The sequence below is a fragment of the Herminiimonas sp. KBW02 genome, from assembly GCF_003852535.1.
Lineage (GTDB): Bacteria > Pseudomonadota > Gammaproteobacteria > Burkholderiales > Burkholderiaceae_D > Oxalicibacterium.
This window is the reverse complement of record NZ_QAJP01000002.1, coordinates 24,568-43,558: the sequence shown is the minus strand read 5'-3', so window position 1 is coordinate 43,558 and position 18,991 is coordinate 24,568. Positions and strand designations below refer to the sequence as shown.

Here is an 18,991-nt window from a genome sequence, read left to right as displayed (position 1 = left end):
CTATCTGCGTAATACGCTGCCCTTATCATCCACACTCCTGCACGTTCAATCGAAGGCCACGACTAGCATGACCAGCGTGATGCTGACAGCGATACCTGCGGCTAACCATTTTTTTAGCCGTTTGCCTCGCTCTACCAGCTGTATGGCGATTACGCGTTTCATGACAGTGCCAATTCTCCTATATTTGTATCCAGTGGCAATACCTCAAGAATCTTGAGTTTCTCGATGCGCTTCGACGGCAGATTCACTTCGATAGTGCTCAATGCCTTGCGACCGAGTAAGGCCAGTCCGATGGGCGTCAATGCAGAGATCAGTGCCAGCTGCGGATTCGCATCTTGCGGACAAACGATGGTCAGCTTGCGTACTTCATCGCTGCCAACCGGGCTGTACGAGATGGTCGAGTACAAGGTGACATAACCTTTACGTTGCACATCAACCGGCAGGATGATGGAGGTCGAGATAATGTCGAGCAATTGCTCTCCTGCGTTGACTTCCACTTCGCCCATGCGCAACAGGTGTTCGGCGATGCGGCTCAGGGTGGCGGCGTCGTTCTGGGTCAGGCAACGTTCATTTTTCATTTTAGTAATAGCTCCGGGCCGATACGAGAGATCGACCAAAAAATGGCAATTCAGTGCGGATGCATAAGGCATCAACACAGCGTGAAATTTACGAGAGGGTGGCTCGGGAGCGATGTGGGTGGAACGAAGCCTCGTTCCTGTGGACACTCACCGAGCCTAAGGGAGGCAGGCGAGGTCTCTTACAAAAGATGACTGTGAGTACATCTTTGCGACTGCATGCACGGTGGTCGAAGCGCGACCCGCGAGCAAAGTACGCACGCGCAACTCTTCCTTGTTCGGCGCAGAACTGATGCGTTTCGACAGGAAGGTTGAGGTGGTCATTGCAAGCTGTGTATGCAAGTTGGGGATAGGGTGAGTATAGCCATTTAGAATATTCCGTCAACCCGGTGCAGTTTTGCTAATTGAAAACAAGGGCGCACATGGCGCTGTAAGCGCGGATAACTAACTAAACGCAGCCCACAGCAGCGAAATGCCGGAACACAGCAGCAAGGCATCCAGCAAATGCTGGAACGCTTGATTGCTTAGCTTCAGCACTACGGCTTTACCGATAAAGGTACCGGCCATCAGCGAGGCTCCGACCAGCAAGCCTTTGATAAATATTTCCAGCGGCATCGCACCGAATTCACGGAAGGTAATGACCTTGGCGACATACAGCATCAGCGAACTGGCGGCTTCGGTGGAAAGGAAGGCGCCTTTTACCAGACCGTAAGCGGTAAAGGCCGGAACGCTGAGTGGCCCGGTGGATAGCACCAGGCCAGTCAGGAAGCCGATAAGGCCGCCTATGATGGATAACTGCCAGAGCCTGATACGATAATCACGTGCCACCAGCCAGCGCCGTGCGGGAATCATCAGGATGAAGAAGATGCCGAGACAAATTTCTATCAGGTGCGGCGGCAAGGCCAGCAAGGTACGGGCGCCGATTGCTGCTGCGGGAATGCCGGTGATCGAATAAGCGGCAAAAGCGCGCCAGTCAACCAGCTTCCACCAGGCCATGACTCGCGCCAGGTTGGCCATAACAGCGGCGACCGCCATAATGGGAACAGCCTGTTTGGGCCCGAAGGTATAGACCAATACCGGCAGCAGCATGATGGAAGAACCGGTGCCGATGACGCCGCTAATGGCGCCAGCCAGCAATCCGACCATCAGGACAAATATGTAGGAGCTCATGTTTTGTATGGGTGACATTCGTGAACGCTATGCGTTTCTTGTCGAATGTGTCCGCTATAGTAATGCAAGGCGGGAATTTGGGTTGGAACTGCTGGTGCTGCAGAAGACGGCCCGCAGGGTTAAACTCTCGCTACCTTAAAGAGATCGTCATGAGCATAGTAGATAACAGAAAAGCATTTCACGATTACTTCATAGAAGATCGTTACGAAGCAGGTGTCGTGCTGGATGGCTGGGAAGTCAAAGCTATCCGTGCAGGTCGGGTGCAACTGAAGGAAGCCTACGTCATTGCCCGTAACAATGAAATCTTCCTGTTCGGCGCGCACGTCAGTGCGCTGAACAGCACTTCATCGTTCTCGCATCCGGAAGCGGTACGCACGCGTAAGCTTTTGCTGCACGCAGCTGAAATCAAAAAATTGCTGAGCAAGGTAGACCAGTCCGGTTTCACCATGGTGCCACTCAACCTGCACTGGGTACGTGGTCGCGTGAAATGCGACATTGCGCTGGCCAAAGGCAAGAAGGAATACGACAAGCGCAACACAGAGAAAGACCGTGACTGGATGCGCGAACATCAAAAAATCATGAAAATACATCGCCGTTAAACCGACGATCAATTGCCACACCCTAAACCATGAAGCTGAAATTTAGTCACATAGATATCCTGGTCGGTAACCTGGAAGAAGCCTGCGCCTATTACGCACGTCTGTTCAGTGCACAAGTCTCGAAGACACTGGTCTGGCAACGCGACGGTTTGCATGTGCGCTATGCGGTAGTCAGATGGGATGCTGAGCGTTTCATGCTGGTGCAGCCCATCAACGGCAATCTCAAGGAACTGATGGATAGCAAAGGCGAGGGCACGATATACCGCCATTGTTATACGACGCCGGATATAGAGGCTGCTTACGACGAGCTGGTCGCGTTGGGCGTGCAGCCGGAAAATGAAAATGGCAAAGCCCTGGCGCGTGACAATCTCAGTTCACCGAGCGGGGCGCGCATTATCTGGTTGCCGAAGAAGTTTGGAAACTTTTCTATAGAACTGCTGGAAGAGCGGGAACTGGAGAAGTTTTTGGTGGATGCGTTTGCGTAACCCAAAAATGGTTTCAACTGTAATCAGATAAAGGCAGTGCGTTTCCAGTAATTCAAGTTTCCCCCAACCCAGTCGTTATACAAGACATCCTCCATTCAATGTATGGAAACATGCATTAGATGAGTCAGCGAGATGATGTTGCGTCCTATGTATAGCGATCTGATGATAAAAATGACAAAAGCAGCGGGGGCACTTATATGACATCCATGTCTGCATTGCAGTCTGGGGTGTCACGTTCCACCGTGTCGCCAACAACACCGCAATATACTGGCTCATCCCGGGCATCGTCGGCTTCCACTCAGACGCAATCAGCGTCGACGTCGCAGCAATCCACGATAGTCACACTAGGCAGCAATAATCAGAATATCGCGCTGGACCCGACATATTCGGTATCAGCGCCGATCTGGAAGGTGCGCTCGAACGACGCTGTATCCACTCTCATGGCAGGGAATTTTTTCTCTTCATCTGTTAACAATCGACTCAACGGCCTGGGCAGTGCATTGCTGGGCATGTTGAAGGATGGCGTGGATGGCTTCACGCAATCAGTCGCACTCCCAAGCAGCGAGGCGGGCGCAGTCACGTCTGGCGGTACGCAATCGATTTCTTATCCGGCGGCAGAGATAAAGCTGCAGATCCGGACCGAAAGTGGTGTCGACGTCGAGATCGTATTAGGCAGCGAGAATGATCGCTTGCAAGTCCAGATGCAAAGCAGTGGCGATCTGAGTGAAGCTGAACGTACTGCGCTGGGTGATTTAGCGGCCGGATTTCAGAAGGCTATCGACGGCCTGGCAGCGCAGCCGCCGGTTCTTAATCTCTCCGGGCTGACGAAGTTCGATACCAGGGTATTGTCTTCGGTGGATTTTCAATCCAGCGTCACGCTGGATAAGGATGGACCACAAAAGCTGGCTTTCCATGCAGACAGCGTAAGCAGAAACCTCGATGTGGACGGGCCACTCGGTTCGATGAACGTCAGCGTCGATATGCGTGACTCTTCCGTTTGGGGTAACGCCAGACAGAGAGCCGCTGCCATCGATAGCTACCTGAAGCAGTTTGATAAGGCGGCATCGCGCGGCAATGCAGACAAGTCACTGGTCGGTATGTTCAAGGATGCCTTTGCGCAGATGAACAGCGACTATGTCGCGCCGACTAAGCAACCCAGGATTTCATTGGCGGACATCGATCATGCGATGTTGACTGGCCTGGCTGACTTCAAGGCATCAGTCAAACAAGTGACGACTTCACCGAATCCGAAGAATTTGAGTGAAGTCGACTCTTTTTCTTATGACGCATCGCAGACCACACAGGTAGGCGGCATCAATCAGTTCAATCGCTCCATCTCGCAACAGCAGCAATCGAATCTGAAGGCGAGTTATCACATGTCACTGATACCGGACGTGCCACTGATACTCACCACCGACAACAAGTCGCAAAATTATTATTACAAGCAGATAAATGATACGGCTCAGAGCAAGGTAGGGATTTCGTACACCAAGGGCGTGTTGAGTGAGGCGTATTCAGAGCAATCAGCGAAACAATCTACCCGTACCTCCAAGTATGAATTGGGCGTGTTGACGGATGACTCCACTACGCCATTCAATGCATCACAGAGGCGCGATATTCTGGAGTCACTGAAGCCGTTGCTGGACGATTTGAAGAATGAGCAATCTTCGGCGCTGTATAACTGGCAGCAAAAATTACTGGAAGTACATAGTCAGATACTGCTGAAATCTGATCCGGCTGATCTGAAAGACAAAAGCTGGAATGTTTCAGCTCCTCAGGAATAAGCAATTTCTACTGCGTCAGTAGTGCAGCAAGTTACGATCGCTGCACTACTGAATAAGTTTTTACTTTTCCGAAATACCTAACTTACCTTTGTCGTCATAGAACTTGACGGCCTTGCCATTACGCGCGGTGAATTTCGTGCAATTGGCAAAGCCCGGCACGTCGGCATACATGGTGGAGCCGCTGGAGTCTGAAGTGACGGTCGCGGTTTCTGTCGCGTTCGGTCCTACATTGATGACTTGCCATTGGCCCAGGCCCTGGCAGCTGGTTGCAACGCGCAGTTTGCTAGTCAACTGGTTGTGGAGCTTCGTGAGGCCGATAGTATTGGCGCCCGATCCGGCATATGCATTGGTCATAATGCCGCCAGCGATGAGGAGTAGGGTGCTTACGGTAAGGAAGTGTTTTTTCATTGTGCTATCTCACTGAGGTTTGCGTACTATATGCAGCGCCATTGCGCTGTCCGCCTTGCACCGTTTCGTGTGCGAGACGGTGCAAGCCTATGAGTGTAGATAGTTACGGCGACGAACTTTATGAGCGAATCTAAGCAGCGTATTTATCCGCTACGTGCTTCGCTGGGCGGATGGCCGATGATGCGTTTGAAGGCGCGACTGAACGACGCTTCGGAGTCGTAGCCGAGGCGACTGGCAACTGTCGCCATGCGCATGCCTTCATGTGCGATCCAGTAACGTGCCTGGAACATCTTCACGCGCGCCACATATTTGGCCGGTGTATCACCGACTGCATTGGAGAATTTTTCCACGAAGCTGGAGCGCGAAGCACCCATCACGCCAGCCAGTTCCGCGACTGACCATTCCCGTTCGGGTTGATTGTGTATGGCAGCCAGTACGCGACCTATCTGCGGACAACGGACGGCAGCGATCCAGCCGCTCGCACCGCTGGACGCACACTCGACCCAGGCCCGTATGATGCTGGCCGCCAGCACGTCGGCCAGGCGTGCAAGTATGCCGCATGCACCTATGCGATCGAGCGCCATTTCGCGTTCCATCATTTCCAGCATGACGAGGACTGCCGGGTCGCGCTGTGCCAGGTCGCACGCACGCATCACATCCGGCATCATTGCCAGTAGTGGATGCAAGGGATCGAGATTGAAGCGCATCACGCCGCCAAACAAGATATGCGCCGCAGTCTCATCGTCGGCAACGACCGGGTGCACGGACTTGTCGTCATTCAGTAAAAAGAGATTTTCTGATACGACTGTGCGTGCCAGCGCGTCGATGTCGATAGTCGGTACTTCCGGCGAGCTCGCCAGTACATGGAACATCCCGCGCGGTAACAGCAGCGCGTCGCCCGGATTCAGGCGCATCCAGTCTGTGGTCTGGGTGCGTATCCAGCAATTGCCTTGCGCGATGAAGTGAAAACTGGCTTCCCGTCTGGATGGAAATGCAATCGCCCACGGTTCATGCATCACACAGCGGCCGTATTCAACGCCGTCGAGTCGCAGGCCGAGCAAAATTTCCGTCAGGGTATCGCGCGTGTCTTGCGGAGCGTTATTTGTATCCTTCATGCTTTTCATTCCTTTTTGGACGAATAGTCATGATATAGGATTTTAATGACATGGAAAGTCCAGGCTCTTCACCGTAAGCTGTGCACTCTACAACTTTCCGAGTATCGCAATGAATGAAGCAACATGCGCTGAATGTCCTGATCCTCAATTCGTCGCCAGCCCCGGCGATACATCTATCAGCGATACGGGCAGCAGCGCTAACTGGGCCGGAATTATCAGTCTGACACTCGGCGTCTTTGGCCTGGTTACTGCGGAATTCCTGCCGGCCAGTCTGCTGACTGCAATGGCAAATGATCTGGGTGTCTCCGACGGTGCTGCCGGGCAGGCCGTGACGGCGACTGCGCTGGTCGCAGCGGGTGCCGCGTTGACGATACCGGTTTTCACGCGCAACTTCGACCGCAAGCGCGTGATCCTGGCGCTGACGACTTTGCTGCTGTTGTCGAATGTGCTGGCCGTGGCGGCCGATAGTCTTTCCGTATTGCTGGTCTCGCGCGTGTTACTGGGTATAGGCCTGGGTGGCTTCTGGTCGATGGCGGCGGCGCTGGCGTTGCGACTGGTGCCGGATCATCTATTCGCACGGGCGATGTCCTTGATCCTCACTGGTGTTTCCGTTGCCACCGTCGGTGCCGCGCCTATCGGCGCATATATGGGTAACCTGTGGGGCTGGCGTAGTGCTTTTGTTGCGGCGGGTATCGTGAGCGTGATGACCTTGCTGGTGCAAATCTTCGCGATTCCGTCGTTACCGCCGAAAGACAATCCGAGCGTCAAGGTGATGTTTGAACTGCTACGTCGAACCAACATCCGGGTCGCCTTGATTGCTGTGCTATTGGTTATTTCAGGGCACTTCGCGGGCTTTACCTATATCCGTCCATTGATGGAGCACGTTACGCAGCTGTCGGTCAGCGCCATCTCTGCAGTGTTACTTGGGTATGGCATCGGTGGCTTCTTCGGTAATTTTGCTGGTGGCTTTATTGCTGAACGCAGCGAGCGCTACGCTGTGGTGTGCGGTGGTGCGCTGATCGTCGTGCTGGCGGCGTCATTGTGGATGGCGGGCAGTTCGCCTGTCGTTGCAGCGGTCGCGATTGCGCTGTGGGGCTTTGCGTTCGGTGCATTCCCGGTCGGCTTCCAGACCTGGATAGTGCGGGCTGCGCCGGATCAGGCTGAAGCCGCGGGTGGTTTGATGGTTGCCGCCTTCCAGATCGCGATTGCCAGCGGTGCGATTGGTGGCGGCATACTGGTTGATCATGTCGGTGCGCTTGGCGGTCCGATCTTCGCGACGGTTGCGATTACCCTGGGTACTGTGCTGACTTTGCGTTATGGTCCGCGTACGGTACGGGTGTGATGCAAGATGTTGCGGCGAAGCTATTAACGTTCGCTGCAACTCCTCTTTAAGTAAATCATGATGCAGAATGTACGCTGAACGTAGGTTGCGGCTGCAATACGCGATTTAATTCCTTGCTGCGTGCGCATCATTTGCACATCGAAGGCATAGATGTATCCGGTCGCATGATAGAACTTGCGAGGGATGCCGACGTGTGCGCGTGGCAGCCACCGTTAATCCCTCTTGATTTCGCGCGCCAGGACTTCACCGGTGCGTCGATCCAGCATCATTTTGATCTTGCGATGCTGACTGTCGTAGGCTGTTACCTTGAGTAGCAGATCACGTACTTCCGCTTTACTGATCCGCAATCCTTGTGCCGTGACGCGGCGCTCCAGCTCTTCGTAACTGAGCGTCTTCGCGGCCGGAATAGGTGTCAGCGTGCTTGCACTTGTAATTGGTGCAGGTTGTGCTGACGCTGGTTTGGCTTGTACCGCAAAGGCAAGGGCCGCTATGATGGCTACGATGACTGTGAATTTGATAACGTTCTTGTCCATTTGGGAACCTCTTTTTTAAGTCTGCCGGATTGGCAGTTCCCGTTATACGCAGGGCTTGCTGACATCTGCCTCACAGGTGGCGTCAGGTAAATGTCAGCCAGGCTTTCGTTATACTGTTGCCATGCTGAAAAAATTCTTCCTCCTCATGTTGCTCATGGTTCCGGTCAGCTTGCCTCTGCTGGTATCGGGCAAGGACAATGATCATGACGTCGCCTATGAAGCCTTGCAGCGCGGGCAGATCTTGCCCTTGTCAAAAATCCTGTCGCAAACCGCGACCCAGGTATCCGGCGAAGTGATCAAGGTAGAACTCGATAGCAAGCGACTGGAGTACAAGCTCAAGGTGTTGAGCGCGAATGGGCAGGTGCGCAAAGTGCGTGTCGATGCGCGCAACGGTAAACTGCTGAGCATCAAAGATGATGATTGAAAGAGATCACTGATGAGAGCCTTGCTGGTAGAAGATGATCCGGACGTTGGTCAGCACGTACACGATGCGCTGCGGGAAGCTGGTTTTGTGGTGGACTGGTCGCGCGACGGTAATGATGCGTGGTTCAAGGGCGATGTCGAAGAGTTTGATGTCGCTATACTCGATCTCGGTCTGCCTCAGCTCGATGGTTTGTCCGTACTTAAACGCTGGCGCGCAGCCAGGCGTACTTTCCCTGTGTTGATCCTGTCGGCGCGCAGCAACTGGGCTGAAAAGGTCGAGGGCATAGAAACTGGTGCTGACGATTACCTCGGTAAGCCTTTTGAAGTGGCCGAACTGATTGCCCGTACGCGCGCGCTGGTGCGCCGCGCTGCCGGTCATGCCGATCCGGTACTGACTTGCGGCGCGTTGACGCTGGATACCCGGCGCATGACGGCGACGATAGACAAGCAGCCGGTGCGTTTGTCGCCATTGGAGTTCCGTTTTTTTTCTTATCTTGCACATCAGCCGGGCCGACCGGTATCAGCCGGAGAACTGGCTGAACATCTGTATGGCGATAGCGAAGGTGTCGATACCAACGCGATTGAAGCATTGGTACTGCGCATGCGCCGCAAGTTCGGTGCAGACCTAATAGAAACGCGACGCGGCTTTGGTTATATGCTTGCAGGGTCGGGCGCTTGAGAGCGCATTCACTTCGTTTGCGCTTGTTGCTGGCGGCAGCCTTCGCCGTCCTGATTGCAATGCTGATCGCCTGGTTCGTGATGAGCTGGCTGTTTGCCCGTCACATCGAACGACGCGTGGCGATGGAGCTGGAGAACGAAGCCATTATTCTGCTCGCCGACCTGAAGCTGAGTCCCGGCCAGGAACCCCAGGTGGACGAAACGCCAGCCAATCCGCGCTTTAACCTGCCTTCCAGCGGCCTTTACTGGCAAGTCAGCAATGCGAAAGGCATGCAGCGTTCGCGTTCACTTTGGGATGAATCATTACCGTTGCCGGTGCCGGCACCACCGCTCAGTGCCTGGCGCACACGCAGCATAGACGGTCCCTTCGGGCAGCGGCTGTTCCTGTTGGAACGCAGCATATCTTTATCTGCGGATAGTCCTCCCATCCTGTTACAACTGGCGCAAGACAAGGCGCTGCAATATGTGGCGCGCAAGGAATTTGGCCGCGACCTTGGTTTGTTCCTGGCCGTGCTCGGTGCAGTACTGCTTGCCGCCGCTGCCTTGCAAGTCAGTGTTGGTCTCAAACCCTTGCGAAAATTGCGATATGAATTGCTGAACCTGCAGCATCATCCGGCATCGCGCCTGACCGATACCCATCCGCGTGAGATCACGCCATTGATCGATGCTATCAATCGTCTGGCTGATGCACGCGAAGCCGACCTGACTCGCGCCAAACGTCGCGCTGCCGATCTCGCACATTCATTGAAGACCCCGCTGGCTGCGCTGGAAGCACAGAGCAATCGTGCCCGAGCTGCAGGTGCCAGCGAGGCTGCAGACGGAATCGAGCACGCGATCAGTGCGATGACTGCGGCAGTCAATGCTGAATTGGGTCGTTTGCGCGTGGATACTGTACGCAACAATCTTTACTCCAGTGCGTCGTCTGCGCAAGAAGCCGCGGAGCAGATAGTCGGCGTGATAGAACATACGGCCATAGGTGAGTCGCTCGTATTCAACATCGATATTCCGGCGTCGTTACGCGTACCGGTGCCGCTGGATGATCTGAAGGAGTTATTGGGAGCGCTGCTGGAAAATGCCGCGCGCTTTGCCCGGCGTCAGGTCAGCATACGAGGTCAAATGGCTGCGGATAATAAGGTTGAGTTATTGATAGAAGACGATGGGCTAGGTCTCGATGCGGCCACACTCTATACGTTGCAACATCGCGGCAAACTGGACGAGGCCGGCCCAGGTCATCAGGGATTGGGGCTGATCATTGCGCGAGAACTGGTGGAGGCAACCAATGGCCAGATACAACTCACGCACAGTACGCTGGGCGGTTTGAAGATAGTGCTGACCTGGCCAGCTGCACTGCGCGCAGATTAGTTGTTATGAGATGACGGCAGTCACCAAATTATTTTGTCCGCATCCGTTCTGTCGCGGCGGTGGTTTTCGAATGCTTTCAGCATGAAATCGACCAGCGCACGTGTCTTTGCCGACAAGTGATTCTTGGTCGGGAACACGATGTACACATCAGCCGGTGGAAGCTTCCATTCTTCCAGTATGACCCTGAGTCTGCCTGAACGCAGATAAGGGGCGATGTCCCATTCGGAGCGCATCACGACGCCGTGCCCGTCCAGCGCCCAGGTGGTCGCACATTCGCCGTCGTTGGCGCTCAATGAGCCACGCACTTTGACTGTTTCCTGTTTGTTGCCCGAACTGAAGTGCCAGCTACCGTAGATCTCATCGCTTTCCCGCAACAGAATGCAACTATGGTTTTGCAGATCGCGCGGCACCAGCGGTACGCCGTATTTTTTTAAATAGGTAGGGGATGCACAGACGAGGCGACGATTATCGGCAATCTTGCGTGCAGTGAGTCGTGCATCCGGTAGCTGGCCGAAGCGGATGTCGGCATCCAGACCTTGCTCAACCAGATTAACCGGCCTGTCGGTCAGGTGTAGCTGGACTTCTACATCGGGGTATTGCCGCGCAAACGCAGAGAGTTGCGGCGTGATGTGCCTGCGACCAAAGCCAAATGTCGCACTGACTTTCAATAAGCCTTTGGCAGTAATGTTGCCGCCGGATATGCGTTGCTCCAGCGCTTCAAGCTCGGTCACCAGGCGCGCACCGTCGGCCAGGTAAATTTCTCCTTCCGGCGTCAGGCTGATACGGCGTGTGGTGCGATTGAGCAAACGTACGCGCAGGCGGGTTTCGAGCGCAGCCAGTCGTTTGCTGACCGAGGGAGGTGTGACGCCCAATTCCTGCGCAGCAGCAGCGAGGCTGCCGCGTTTGACCAGCAAGGCAAAAAACGCCAGATCAGAGATACCGTCCATTGATTCCTAAAACGACCGAATGAATTAATTGTGTGGAAATTATATCTGCCGTAATTACGAATAGCATCTGGTCTCATATAAAAAATAAATCGGAGACAACATGAAGCTTCCATCACTTATCGTGGCGGTCTTGTTACCACTGGGCCTGAGTGCCTCATTTGCACATGCAGATAACTATCCGACCAGGCCGATCAGACTGATCGTGCCTTATGCACCAGGCGGCAGTGCCGACATCGTGGCGCGCCGTATTTCCGACGAATGGAGTAAATCCCTCGGTGGCGGCATGTATATCGAAAACAAGGCAGGTGCGGGCGGCAATATCGGTGTGGATGCCGTTGCCAAGGCCGAGCCGGACGGCTACACGATAGGTTTGCAGACCGTTTCGCTGGCGATCAATCCATCCATCTTCCCCAGGATGCCATACGACACCCTGAAGGATTTGGCGCAGATCAGCACGGTTGCGACATCGCAGCACGTACTGGTCGTTAATCCTAACTTCCCGGCGAAGAATGCCAGGGACCTGGTTGCGCTGGCGAAGGCCAGTCCGGGCAAGTTTAACTACGGTTCCGCTGGTAGCGGCAGCACCTTCCACATGGCTGCGGAGCTGTTTAAATCCGTTGCAGCTGTTGACATTACACACGTACCTTACAAGGGTGGCGGCCCGGCTTTGATCGATACCATCTCCGGCCAGGTTGATATGTGCTTTCCGGTTCTTTCTGCAGCCGCGCAGCACGTTAAAGCCGGCAAGCTGAATGCGATGGGCGTGACGGGACCTAAACGTTCGCCGCTGATGCCGGATGTACCGACGCTGGCCGAAGCAGGCGTACCGGGGTATAGCTTCGAAACCTGGTTCATCGTCTTCGCTCCTGCCGCCACGCCTAAACCAGTCATCGATAAATTGAATGCGGCTCTGGTGAAAGCGCTGAATAATCCGGTCCTGAAAGAAAAAATGATCAAGGAAGGTTTTGATCCTGAAACATCAACTCCGGCTGAAGCCAAGGCGAAGCTGACCAAAGAACTGGCGAGCTGGTCCAGGCTGGTGAAGGAACGTGGCATCACCGCTGAGTGATAAAGGATCGGCTGTCCTTGAGCAGAGCTGCAGGCACAGACGCTGTGCCTGAATTGGTGGATACTGTCGCCAGGTCTATCCACCATGGAGCAATAAAATTTCAGCCGACAAACTCAGCGCGCAGGAACTGGCGCGCATCAGCGACATCACGCTGGATCACTACAACCAGCGTGCAGCGGACTTCTGGCAAGGCACACGTACGCACGATGTAAGCCAGAACATCCAGGCCTTACTCAAACACATCACGGTGGTTGCGCCGTACACGATACTGGACCTCGGTTGCGGTCCAGGGCGTGACCTCAAGACTTTCAGTGAAATGGGACATATCGCAATCGGGCTCGACGGTGCGGCCGAGTTCGCGCAGATGGCACGTGATTACGCGCAGTGTGAGGTGTGGCAGCAGGACTTCCTGCATCTTGATTTGCCGGATGCGCATTTTGACGGCGTGTACGCCAATGCATCCTTATTCCATGTGCCGCGTCAGGAATTGCCTCGTGTGCTTAAACAACTGCATGCAACACTGAAAACCAGCGGCGTGCTCTTCAGCTCGAATCCACGTGGTCAGAACGAAGAAGGGTGGAATCGCGGGCGTTACGGCGCTTATCATGAACTGGGTAGCTGGCGCACCTTTATGACCGACGCCGGCTTCACCGAACTCGAACATTACTACCGGCCAGCCGGTTTGCCGCTGGAGCAGCAACCATGGCTGGCCACTATCTGGCGCAAGTCCTGAGCAGCGTTGTGCGGAGCCGGTCTACGTCGCGACCTTGACCGGCTTCTTGATCATGAACACGATCACGGCCGCGAACAGACAGGCGATCCCGGCTGCATACAAGGCAGGGGTGTAAGCCATCAGTATGGTGCGCGACAAACCTGCGCCATACGCTGCAACCGCGCCGCCGATCTGATGCGCGGTAAAGATCCAGCCGAACACCATGCCCGCTCTTTCCTTGCCGAATTCAGCGCCCGCCAGTTTCACCGTCACAGGCACGGTGGCAAACCAGTCCAGACCATAGAACATCGCGAACAGCGACAAGCCATACAAAGTGAATTCGGAATGTGGCAACCAGATCAGCGACAAACCGCGCAGGCCGTAGTACCAGAACAGCAGTTTGCGATTGTCGTAGCGATCAGACAGCCAGCCCGAAAGTATGGTGCCGATGAAGTCGAATGCACCCATCATCGCCAATACGCTGGCGGCAGGAATTGCTGCCATGCCGTAGTCGCCGCATAGCGAAACGAAGTGCGTCTGAATCAGACCGCTGGTGCTCAGGCCGCAGATGAAGAAGGTACCCGCCAACACCCAGAAAGTACGATTACGCGAAGCACTGAGCAATACACGGAATGGTTCCATCATGGTCATCTGCGCGGTAGCCGGTAGCGGCGGTGGCGGGCTGTCGGGTGCAGCACCGTAGGCAACAGTGCCGACGTCATGCGGTCGGTCGCGTATCAGCAGGAACGCCATGACAGCAACCAGCGCGCAGCAAAGAAAGACCGGAATCACCGACATGCGCCAGCCATAGTTCTGAATCAGCCAGGCACCAAAAGGCAGGAAGATAAGTTGCCCGGTAGCCGAGCTGGCAGTCAGCAAGCCGAGTACCAGGCCACGCCGTTTTTCAAACCAGCGATTCGCTACCACTGCACCAAGCACGAGTGCGGTCAAACCGGTGCCGGTGCCAAGCAACAAGCCCCACAGCAGGAACATTTGCCATAGTTCCGTCATCATGGTTGAAAGAACCAGGCAGGCGGCGACCAGCACCAGCGCGATGGTAATTACCTTGCGCAGACCAAAGCGCTCCATGAAGATGGCGGCGAACGGGCCGATGAAGCCGAACAGTACATAACGTACCGCGACTGCAGATGAAATCTGGTCATTGCTCCAGCCGAATTCCGTACTCAACGGTTGCAGCAGGACGCCGGGTAATCCGAGCGCGGCCGAGGACGTCAGCATCGTCAGGAAGGTAATCGCAACGATCACCCATGAGAAATGTATTCCTCTGCGTTCCAGCCAGGTAGACAGCGATTGAGCGTACATAAGTATCCTATCTTCGGAGCGATGGGTAATCAGTGATCAAGGGTTGATATTGCCGAGCAATTGCGCGCGCGCGACGGCCAGTAACTCCGCGGCGATCGGATAGCCCTCAGTGGCACGCGCCAGTGCCATGGCCCCCACCATCATGCTCCACTGCGCGAGGGCGGTTTTACGTCGTACTGCGGGGTCCGGCGAAGGGCAAAGCGAGGCAAGAATTTCGACCAGCTCCTCGGTGCCTGCCATATACGCAGCACGTACCGGTTTATCCAGTGCTTCACGTGCGACGTCGGTAGTCAGTGCGGCACCCGGGCAGCCATTGCCGACGTCGCGGACTTTTTGGGATGACAGATAACCGTCGATGATGGCGTACAGCGCTTGCTGTTCATCCGTCTTGCCTTCCATGCGCTTTTGCCAGCGCTCGGACGCTTCGCTGAAAGCAGTGGCGCAAGCGACGGCGGCCAGCTCATCCTTGGATGAAAAGTGGCCATAGAAACCACCGTGGGTCAGGCCTGCTGCAGCCATCAGGTCAGCAACGCTGACGCCGTTAAAGCCTTTTTCGCGGAACAGCTTGGAGGAGGCTTGTTCGATGGCGGTACGGTTGAGATCGGTTTGTTCCTTGGATACGCGCGGCATGATGATTCCACCTGAAATTTGATTAAGTGGAATAATAGATGACGCTCATCATAAATTCAATAGATGTTGGCCATCATTTATAAAATGTGGGAAATCAGCAACCGGAATGAAGCAAGGCAGGTACGTGCGGATACTGGTGTTGATGACTAAAGACGGCAGCGGCTAGCCAGGCTGGTCGCAGCAATGGCTGCGTTCGGTGCGAGACGGATGTGAGGCGAGGCAGGTAATACAGGAATCACAAGTCATTCCAGTTATTGCCGCGCGTTTCGCTGCGACGGCGTATCTCTTCAAGAATCAAGGGTTCTGCTTCCTGCCAGCGCAGCATGATCATCGGATCATCAGATTCGCAGAATAACGAACCGAAGAGATGATGATCAACGGCATAAATGTTGAAGAGTGCGGTGTTGATGATCCTGGAATAGAAACGTTGCGTTTCGATATCCATATCGGCAAACATTTTTCTGTCGCTCATGGCAATCTCCCGCACAGAGATGGGTTGAACTTGCACTTCATTATATGCAGCAAGATCGCAAGCGATACCTTTTTGTGCTTACAGATAATTGCTTTGTCGTGTGCTTGCTGTAGTTTGTCTTTTACCGCCTATTCTTTGGCGCAAATGAGAAGGGCAGACATCGCTGTCTGCCCTTGCTGTCATGAAATAAGGCGAGCTAGCGATAGCTTGCTCGCTGATTCATTGATTTATTAGTACGCACCCATGAAATCACGTTTGCCGATTTCTATGCCGTTATGGCGCAGGATGGCGTAAGTGGTCGTGACGTGGAAGAAGAATTGCGGCAAGCCGAAGCTGAGCAGATAAGCCTGGCCGTTGAATTTCTTTTCTTTCGGTGTGCCCGGACGCAGCACGATGTCGCGCGCTTCCTGACCGTCGATTTGTTCCGGTTTGATGCCGTCGATGAAGGCCAGGGTCTTGGCGATCAGGGCTTGCAGGTCAGCGAAGCTTTTTTCGCTGTCGTCGAATTTCGGAACGTCGAGGCCAGCCAGACGTGCCGACACGCCACGCGAAAAGTCACAAGCTACTTGTACCTGGCGCAGCAAGGGGAACATGTCCGGGAACAGACGTGCCTGCAGATAGGCTTCCGGTGCAATGTTTTTGGCAGTCGCATATTCTTCGGTTTTCTTGAGGACATCGCTGACGCTATTAAGCATTTGCTTGAAGACTGGAACTGAAGCGGCGTAAAGAGAGATGGTCATGTGACTTCCTTGGTTGTATGCATGGTGAGTTGTGCGCTGCGTGTTGCGATCTTAATTCTGGACAGATTATAGGCAGGTTTGCAAAGTGGTGTTGGTGACGGCTTTAAACCTGTGTTTCAGGGCGATAAGCCTGCTGTTGTGCAACGAAGCCATCGAAGGCCGTTAGCAACGGCAGATATTTGTCGGCGTCATTTTCCAGTTGCATCAGCGCATGACATGTTGCTTCAAACGAAGATAGCTGGTCCGGCTTGTGTGCCTTGCGTATCGCGTAATGCGAGGCTGGCATATCTGCCAGTGGCAGGCGTGGCAGTTGTTGCAGCATGGGATTCAGGTACAACATCTTGCGACTCTTGCGCCAGGTGGCATCCAGCACGACCAGGCGATAAACATGGTCGCTGCTGTCAGCCGCTTCCGGCCAGGGTGGTGGCAGGGAGACTTTATGGTCGGCACTGGTGTCCGGGTAAAGCAGCACAGGATGTACTGTACAGGTGCGCTCATTGCTGCTGTCATACAGCAGGTGTTGCAGTTCGTCTGCGTCGAATTTCTCACCAACGGTCATGCGACTGTGCGGCAGGCTCAGGTGCAGCAGGCGCGCGCTGTTCTTGGCGTTGTTCACTTCCAGTGGATGCTGCAGGAATAAAACTTCGACCTGATGTTCAACCGGACGTATCCAGTGACAGATGCAGGCGCTTTGTGCGCGTCGGCACTGATCACACATTAAGCGTTTGGCAGAGACGGACATGGGTCAGAAGGCGGAAAAACGTTGAGCGAATTTCTGGGTCCGGAAATGTTCCACCACGTAGTCAACAAAAGCACGTGTTTTTGCGGGCAACAGTTTCTGTGCCGGGAAGTATAAGGAGAGTGTGCCCATATCGATATACCAGGCAGGCAAGACGCGTTTCAATAGGCCGCTTTCCAGATAGCGCAACGCGTTCGGCATGGACACCAGTGCGATGCCGAGTCCGCTTTGGGCTGCTTCGCAGGCGGCATCCGGATCGCTCATGGTCATGCGTGCCCGCAGGGACACGGGTGCTTGTTCATTGGCTTTGTTGCGCAACGACCATGGCCGTATGCGCCCGGTTTGCGGCGAACGGATGAAGATGCCGTCATGTTGCGGAAGCTCGGCCGGGGAACTGAGTTGCGGATGATGCTCAAAGTAATCCGGCGCGGCTACCAATACACCGTGACTTGGTGCCAGGGTGCGCGCAACGACACCGGGAGGGAGTTCAAAGCCGCCGCCCAACGCTGCATCAAATCCTTCGGCAATCATGTCCACGCGCCGATTATCAAAATGCCAGTCAGGCGTGATGGCCGGGTAGCGCGTGAGGAAGTCGCGTAGCAGCGGCACGATGTAAGTGCGTCCGAAGCCGGTACCCATGCTGATCTTGAGCGAGCCTGCGGGCTGGCCATCGGCGCTGGCCAGATTCGCGATCGCCGACTGGATCACAGCTAAGCCACCGCTGACTTCTGCCAGGAAGCGCTCGCCGGCCTCAGTCAACGTGAGACTGCGGGTACTGCGCTGGAACAGGCGCACGCCGAGACTGGCCTCCAGCCTGGCGACGTTCTTGCCCACTGCGGCAGAGGTCAAACCCAGTCGCCGCGCGGCTTCGGAGAAGCTGCCAGCCTCTGCGCTGCGGACAAAGCATTCTATGCTGCTCATGGATTCCATAAGATAACTTTAAACTTTTAGTATCAATAGATTATATGGATTGCTGGCTAGTCACAACATAATCCTTGTCCGATACTGATTCCGTACTGCTTTTACTGATTCCTTACTCAAACACTTACGGAGAATTCATCATGACGAACAGCAAATCGAATGCACAAACAAACGGCCAGCAACTCGCAGGCAAAGTCGCCTTCATCCAGGGCGGCTCACGCGGCATTGGTGCTGCGATTGCCAAACGCCTGGCCCGTGAAGGCGCTGCAGTTGCTTTCACTTACGCCAGCTCGGCTGATAAAGCAAAAGAAGTCGCACTAGCGATAGAAGCGGCTGGTGGCCGTGCACTGGCTATCCATGCCGACAGCGCGGATGAGAAAGCCGTACAGCAAGCGATACAAGCTGCGGCCAGGGCATACGGCGGCATCGACATCCTGGTGAATAACGCCGGGGTGCTGGCGCTGGCGCCGCTGGAAGATTTCAAACTGGAAGACTTCGACCGCACCATTGCCGTCAACGTACGCAGTGTCTTCGTGGCAGCGCAGGAAGCAGCGCGTCATATGGGTGACGGTGGACGCATCATTACCATAGGCAGCACCAATGCTGAGCGCATGCCGTTTGGTGGTGGCTCCGTGTACGCCATGAGCAAGTCTGCGATCGTCGGCCTGACCAAAGGCCTGGCACGCGATCTCGGTCCACGCGGCATTACTGTGAACAACGTACAACCAGGCCCGGTCGATACCGATATGAACCCTGCCAGCGGTGATTTCGCTGAAACCCTGAAAGGGATGATGGCGATTCCACGTTACGGCAAGGATGAAGAAATAGCCAGCTTCGTGGCGTATCTGGCGGGGCCGGAAGCGGCGTACATTACAGGCGCCAGCCTGATGATCGATGGTGGCTTCTCGGCATAAATCAAAAAGCCAAATAAAAAAGGCCTGCACATGATGCAGGCCTTTTTACG

Annotated in this window: 23 protein-coding genes and 1 pseudogene; 11 read left to right on the top strand and 13 right to left on the bottom strand. The window is 54.8% G+C overall.

What is annotated here, in order from left to right:
* Positions 1–158: 158 nt before the first annotated feature.
* The 3 genes from DBR37_RS00730 to DBR37_RS00725 all read right to left on the bottom strand — a co-directional run bounded on the left by DBR37_RS00730 (position 159) and on the right by DBR37_RS00725 (position 1,745).
* Positions 159–578 (bottom strand): GreA/GreB family elongation factor, encoded by a 420-nt coding sequence (locus tag DBR37_RS00730; RefSeq protein WP_124572387.1) that lies wholly within the window; start codon positions 576–578, stop codon positions 159–161.
* A 156-nt stretch (positions 579–734) separates the two neighbouring features.
* Positions 735–899, bottom strand: a complete 165-nt coding sequence (locus tag DBR37_RS17115) for a hypothetical protein (RefSeq protein ID WP_158610214.1) — start codon at positions 897–899, stop codon at positions 735–737.
* Positions 900–1,019: 120 nt separating this feature from the next.
* Positions 1,020–1,745: a sulfite exporter TauE/SafE family protein gene (locus tag DBR37_RS00725; protein ID WP_124572386.1), complete on the bottom strand. Its 726-nt coding sequence runs from the start codon at positions 1,743–1,745 to the stop codon at positions 1,020–1,022.
* A gap of 149 nt (positions 1,746–1,894) precedes the next feature.
* Here DBR37_RS00725 and smpB point away from each other — a divergent pair, with 149 nt between their 5' ends.
* The 3 genes from smpB (at position 1,895) to DBR37_RS00710 (ending at position 4,613) form a co-directional block, all read left to right on the top strand.
* Positions 1,895–2,344, top strand: a complete 450-nt coding sequence (gene smpB / locus DBR37_RS00720) for an SsrA-binding protein SmpB (protein ID WP_124572385.1) — start codon at positions 1,895–1,897, stop codon at positions 2,342–2,344.
* A 29-nt stretch (positions 2,345–2,373) separates the two neighbouring features.
* Positions 2,374–2,829 (top strand): VOC family protein, encoded by a 456-nt coding sequence (locus tag DBR37_RS00715; RefSeq protein ID WP_124572384.1) that lies wholly within the window; start codon positions 2,374–2,376, stop codon positions 2,827–2,829.
* Between the two features lie 227 nt (positions 2,830–3,056).
* A complete protein-coding gene (locus DBR37_RS00710) occupies positions 3,057–4,613 on the top strand; it encodes a hypothetical protein (RefSeq protein ID WP_124572383.1) in 1,557 nt (518 codons plus the stop codon).
* Positions 4,614–4,673: 60 nt separating this feature from the next.
* Here DBR37_RS00710 and DBR37_RS00705 read toward each other — a convergent pair whose 3' ends face one another.
* Both DBR37_RS00705 and DBR37_RS00700 read right to left on the bottom strand, forming a co-directional pair.
* Entirely contained in the window at positions 4,674–5,021 is a 348-nt protein-coding gene (locus DBR37_RS00705) for a hypothetical protein (RefSeq protein WP_124572382.1), read from the bottom strand.
* 143 nt (positions 5,022–5,164) lie between these two features.
* A complete protein-coding gene (locus DBR37_RS00700) occupies positions 5,165–6,145 on the bottom strand; it encodes an AraC family transcriptional regulator (protein WP_124572381.1) in 981 nt (326 codons plus the stop codon).
* Between the two features lie 100 nt (positions 6,146–6,245).
* Between DBR37_RS00700 and DBR37_RS00695 the strand changes: the two genes are divergently transcribed.
* Positions 6,246–7,478, top strand: a complete 1,233-nt coding sequence (locus DBR37_RS00695; RefSeq protein ID WP_124572380.1) for an MFS transporter — start codon at positions 6,246–6,248, stop codon at positions 7,476–7,478.
* Positions 7,479–7,591: 113 nt separating this feature from the next.
* Positions 7,592–7,726 (top strand): annotated as a pseudogene (locus DBR37_RS17385) (hypothetical protein); the annotation flags it as partial.
* Here DBR37_RS17385 and DBR37_RS00685 read toward each other — a convergent pair.
* Positions 7,691–8,011, bottom strand: coding sequence for a PepSY domain-containing protein (locus tag DBR37_RS00685; RefSeq protein WP_124572379.1), 321 nt, complete (start codon positions 8,009–8,011; stop codon positions 7,691–7,693). The pseudogene DBR37_RS17385 and the gene DBR37_RS00685 overlap by 36 nt on opposite strands.
* Before the next feature lie 145 nt (positions 8,012–8,156).
* On the opposite strand from DBR37_RS00685, the gene DBR37_RS00680 reads away from it, so the two are divergent.
* Genes DBR37_RS00680 through DBR37_RS00670 form a run of 3 tightly spaced genes read left to right on the top strand, consistent with a single transcriptional unit; the run spans position 8,157 to position 10,474 of the window.
* Complete coding sequence (locus tag DBR37_RS00680) at positions 8,157–8,435, top strand: PepSY domain-containing protein (protein ID WP_158610213.1); 279 nt, start codon at positions 8,157–8,159, stop codon at positions 8,433–8,435.
* Between the two features lie 12 nt (positions 8,436–8,447).
* Positions 8,448–9,113 (top strand): response regulator transcription factor, encoded by a 666-nt coding sequence (locus tag DBR37_RS00675; RefSeq protein ID WP_124572377.1) that lies wholly within the window; start codon positions 8,448–8,450, stop codon positions 9,111–9,113.
* On the top strand, positions 9,110–10,474 hold the full coding sequence (locus DBR37_RS00670; RefSeq protein WP_124572376.1) for a sensor histidine kinase: 1,365 nt from the start codon (positions 9,110–9,112) through the stop codon (positions 10,472–10,474). The genes DBR37_RS00675 and DBR37_RS00670 overlap by 4 nt, the downstream gene beginning before the upstream one ends.
* A 20-nt stretch (positions 10,475–10,494) precedes the next feature.
* On the opposite strand, the gene DBR37_RS00665 is transcribed toward DBR37_RS00670, so the two are convergent.
* A complete protein-coding gene (locus DBR37_RS00665; protein ID WP_124572375.1) occupies positions 10,495–11,421 on the bottom strand; it encodes a LysR family transcriptional regulator in 927 nt (308 codons plus the stop codon).
* Between the two features lie 100 nt (positions 11,422–11,521).
* Here DBR37_RS00665 and DBR37_RS00660 point away from each other — a divergent pair, with 100 nt between their 5' ends.
* Positions 11,522–12,490 (top strand): tripartite tricarboxylate transporter substrate binding protein, encoded by a 969-nt coding sequence (locus tag DBR37_RS00660; RefSeq protein WP_124572374.1) that lies wholly within the window; start codon positions 11,522–11,524, stop codon positions 12,488–12,490.
* A gap of 151 nt (positions 12,491–12,641) precedes the next feature.
* Positions 12,642–13,223 carry a bifunctional 2-polyprenyl-6-hydroxyphenol methylase/3-demethylubiquinol 3-O-methyltransferase UbiG gene (locus DBR37_RS00655; RefSeq protein ID WP_233588248.1) on the top strand — a complete coding sequence of 194 codons (582 nt, stop codon included), beginning with the start codon at positions 12,642–12,644 and terminating at the stop codon, positions 13,221–13,223.
* Positions 13,224–13,244: 21 nt separating this feature from the next.
* Here DBR37_RS00655 and DBR37_RS00650 read toward each other — a convergent pair whose 3' ends face one another.
* The 6 genes from DBR37_RS00650 to DBR37_RS00625 form a co-directional block, all read right to left on the bottom strand.
* On the bottom strand, positions 13,245–14,525 hold the full coding sequence (locus tag DBR37_RS00650) for an MFS transporter (RefSeq protein ID WP_124572372.1): 1,281 nt from the start codon (positions 14,523–14,525) through the stop codon (positions 13,245–13,247).
* Positions 14,526–14,561: 36 nt separating this feature from the next.
* Positions 14,562–15,155, bottom strand: a complete 594-nt coding sequence (locus DBR37_RS00645; RefSeq protein ID WP_124572371.1) for a TetR/AcrR family transcriptional regulator — start codon at positions 15,153–15,155, stop codon at positions 14,562–14,564.
* A gap of 235 nt (positions 15,156–15,390) precedes the next feature.
* Positions 15,391–15,627, bottom strand: a complete 237-nt coding sequence (locus DBR37_RS00640) for a hypothetical protein (RefSeq protein WP_124572370.1) — start codon at positions 15,625–15,627, stop codon at positions 15,391–15,393.
* A 230-nt stretch (positions 15,628–15,857) separates the two neighbouring features.
* Positions 15,858–16,367 carry a DUF1993 family protein gene (locus tag DBR37_RS00635; RefSeq protein WP_124572369.1) on the bottom strand — a complete coding sequence of 170 codons (510 nt, stop codon included), beginning with the start codon at positions 16,365–16,367 and terminating at the stop codon, positions 15,858–15,860.
* A 103-nt stretch (positions 16,368–16,470) separates the two neighbouring features.
* Positions 16,471–17,085, bottom strand: a complete 615-nt coding sequence (locus DBR37_RS00630; RefSeq protein WP_233588236.1) for a tRNA-uridine aminocarboxypropyltransferase — start codon at positions 17,083–17,085, stop codon at positions 16,471–16,473.
* Between the two features lie 27 nt (positions 17,086–17,112).
* The gene (locus tag DBR37_RS00625) at positions 17,113–18,036 is read right to left on the bottom strand and encodes a LysR family transcriptional regulator (protein WP_124572367.1); all 924 of its coding nucleotides are present in this window, start codon (positions 18,034–18,036) and stop codon (positions 17,113–17,115) included.
* Positions 18,037–18,167: 131 nt separating this feature from the next.
* Between DBR37_RS00625 and DBR37_RS00620 the strand changes: the two genes are divergently transcribed.
* On the top strand, positions 18,168–18,941 hold the full coding sequence (locus DBR37_RS00620; protein ID WP_124572366.1) for a 3-oxoacyl-ACP reductase family protein: 774 nt from the start codon (positions 18,168–18,170) through the stop codon (positions 18,939–18,941).
* The last annotated feature ends 50 nt before the right edge of the window (positions 18,942–18,991 follow it).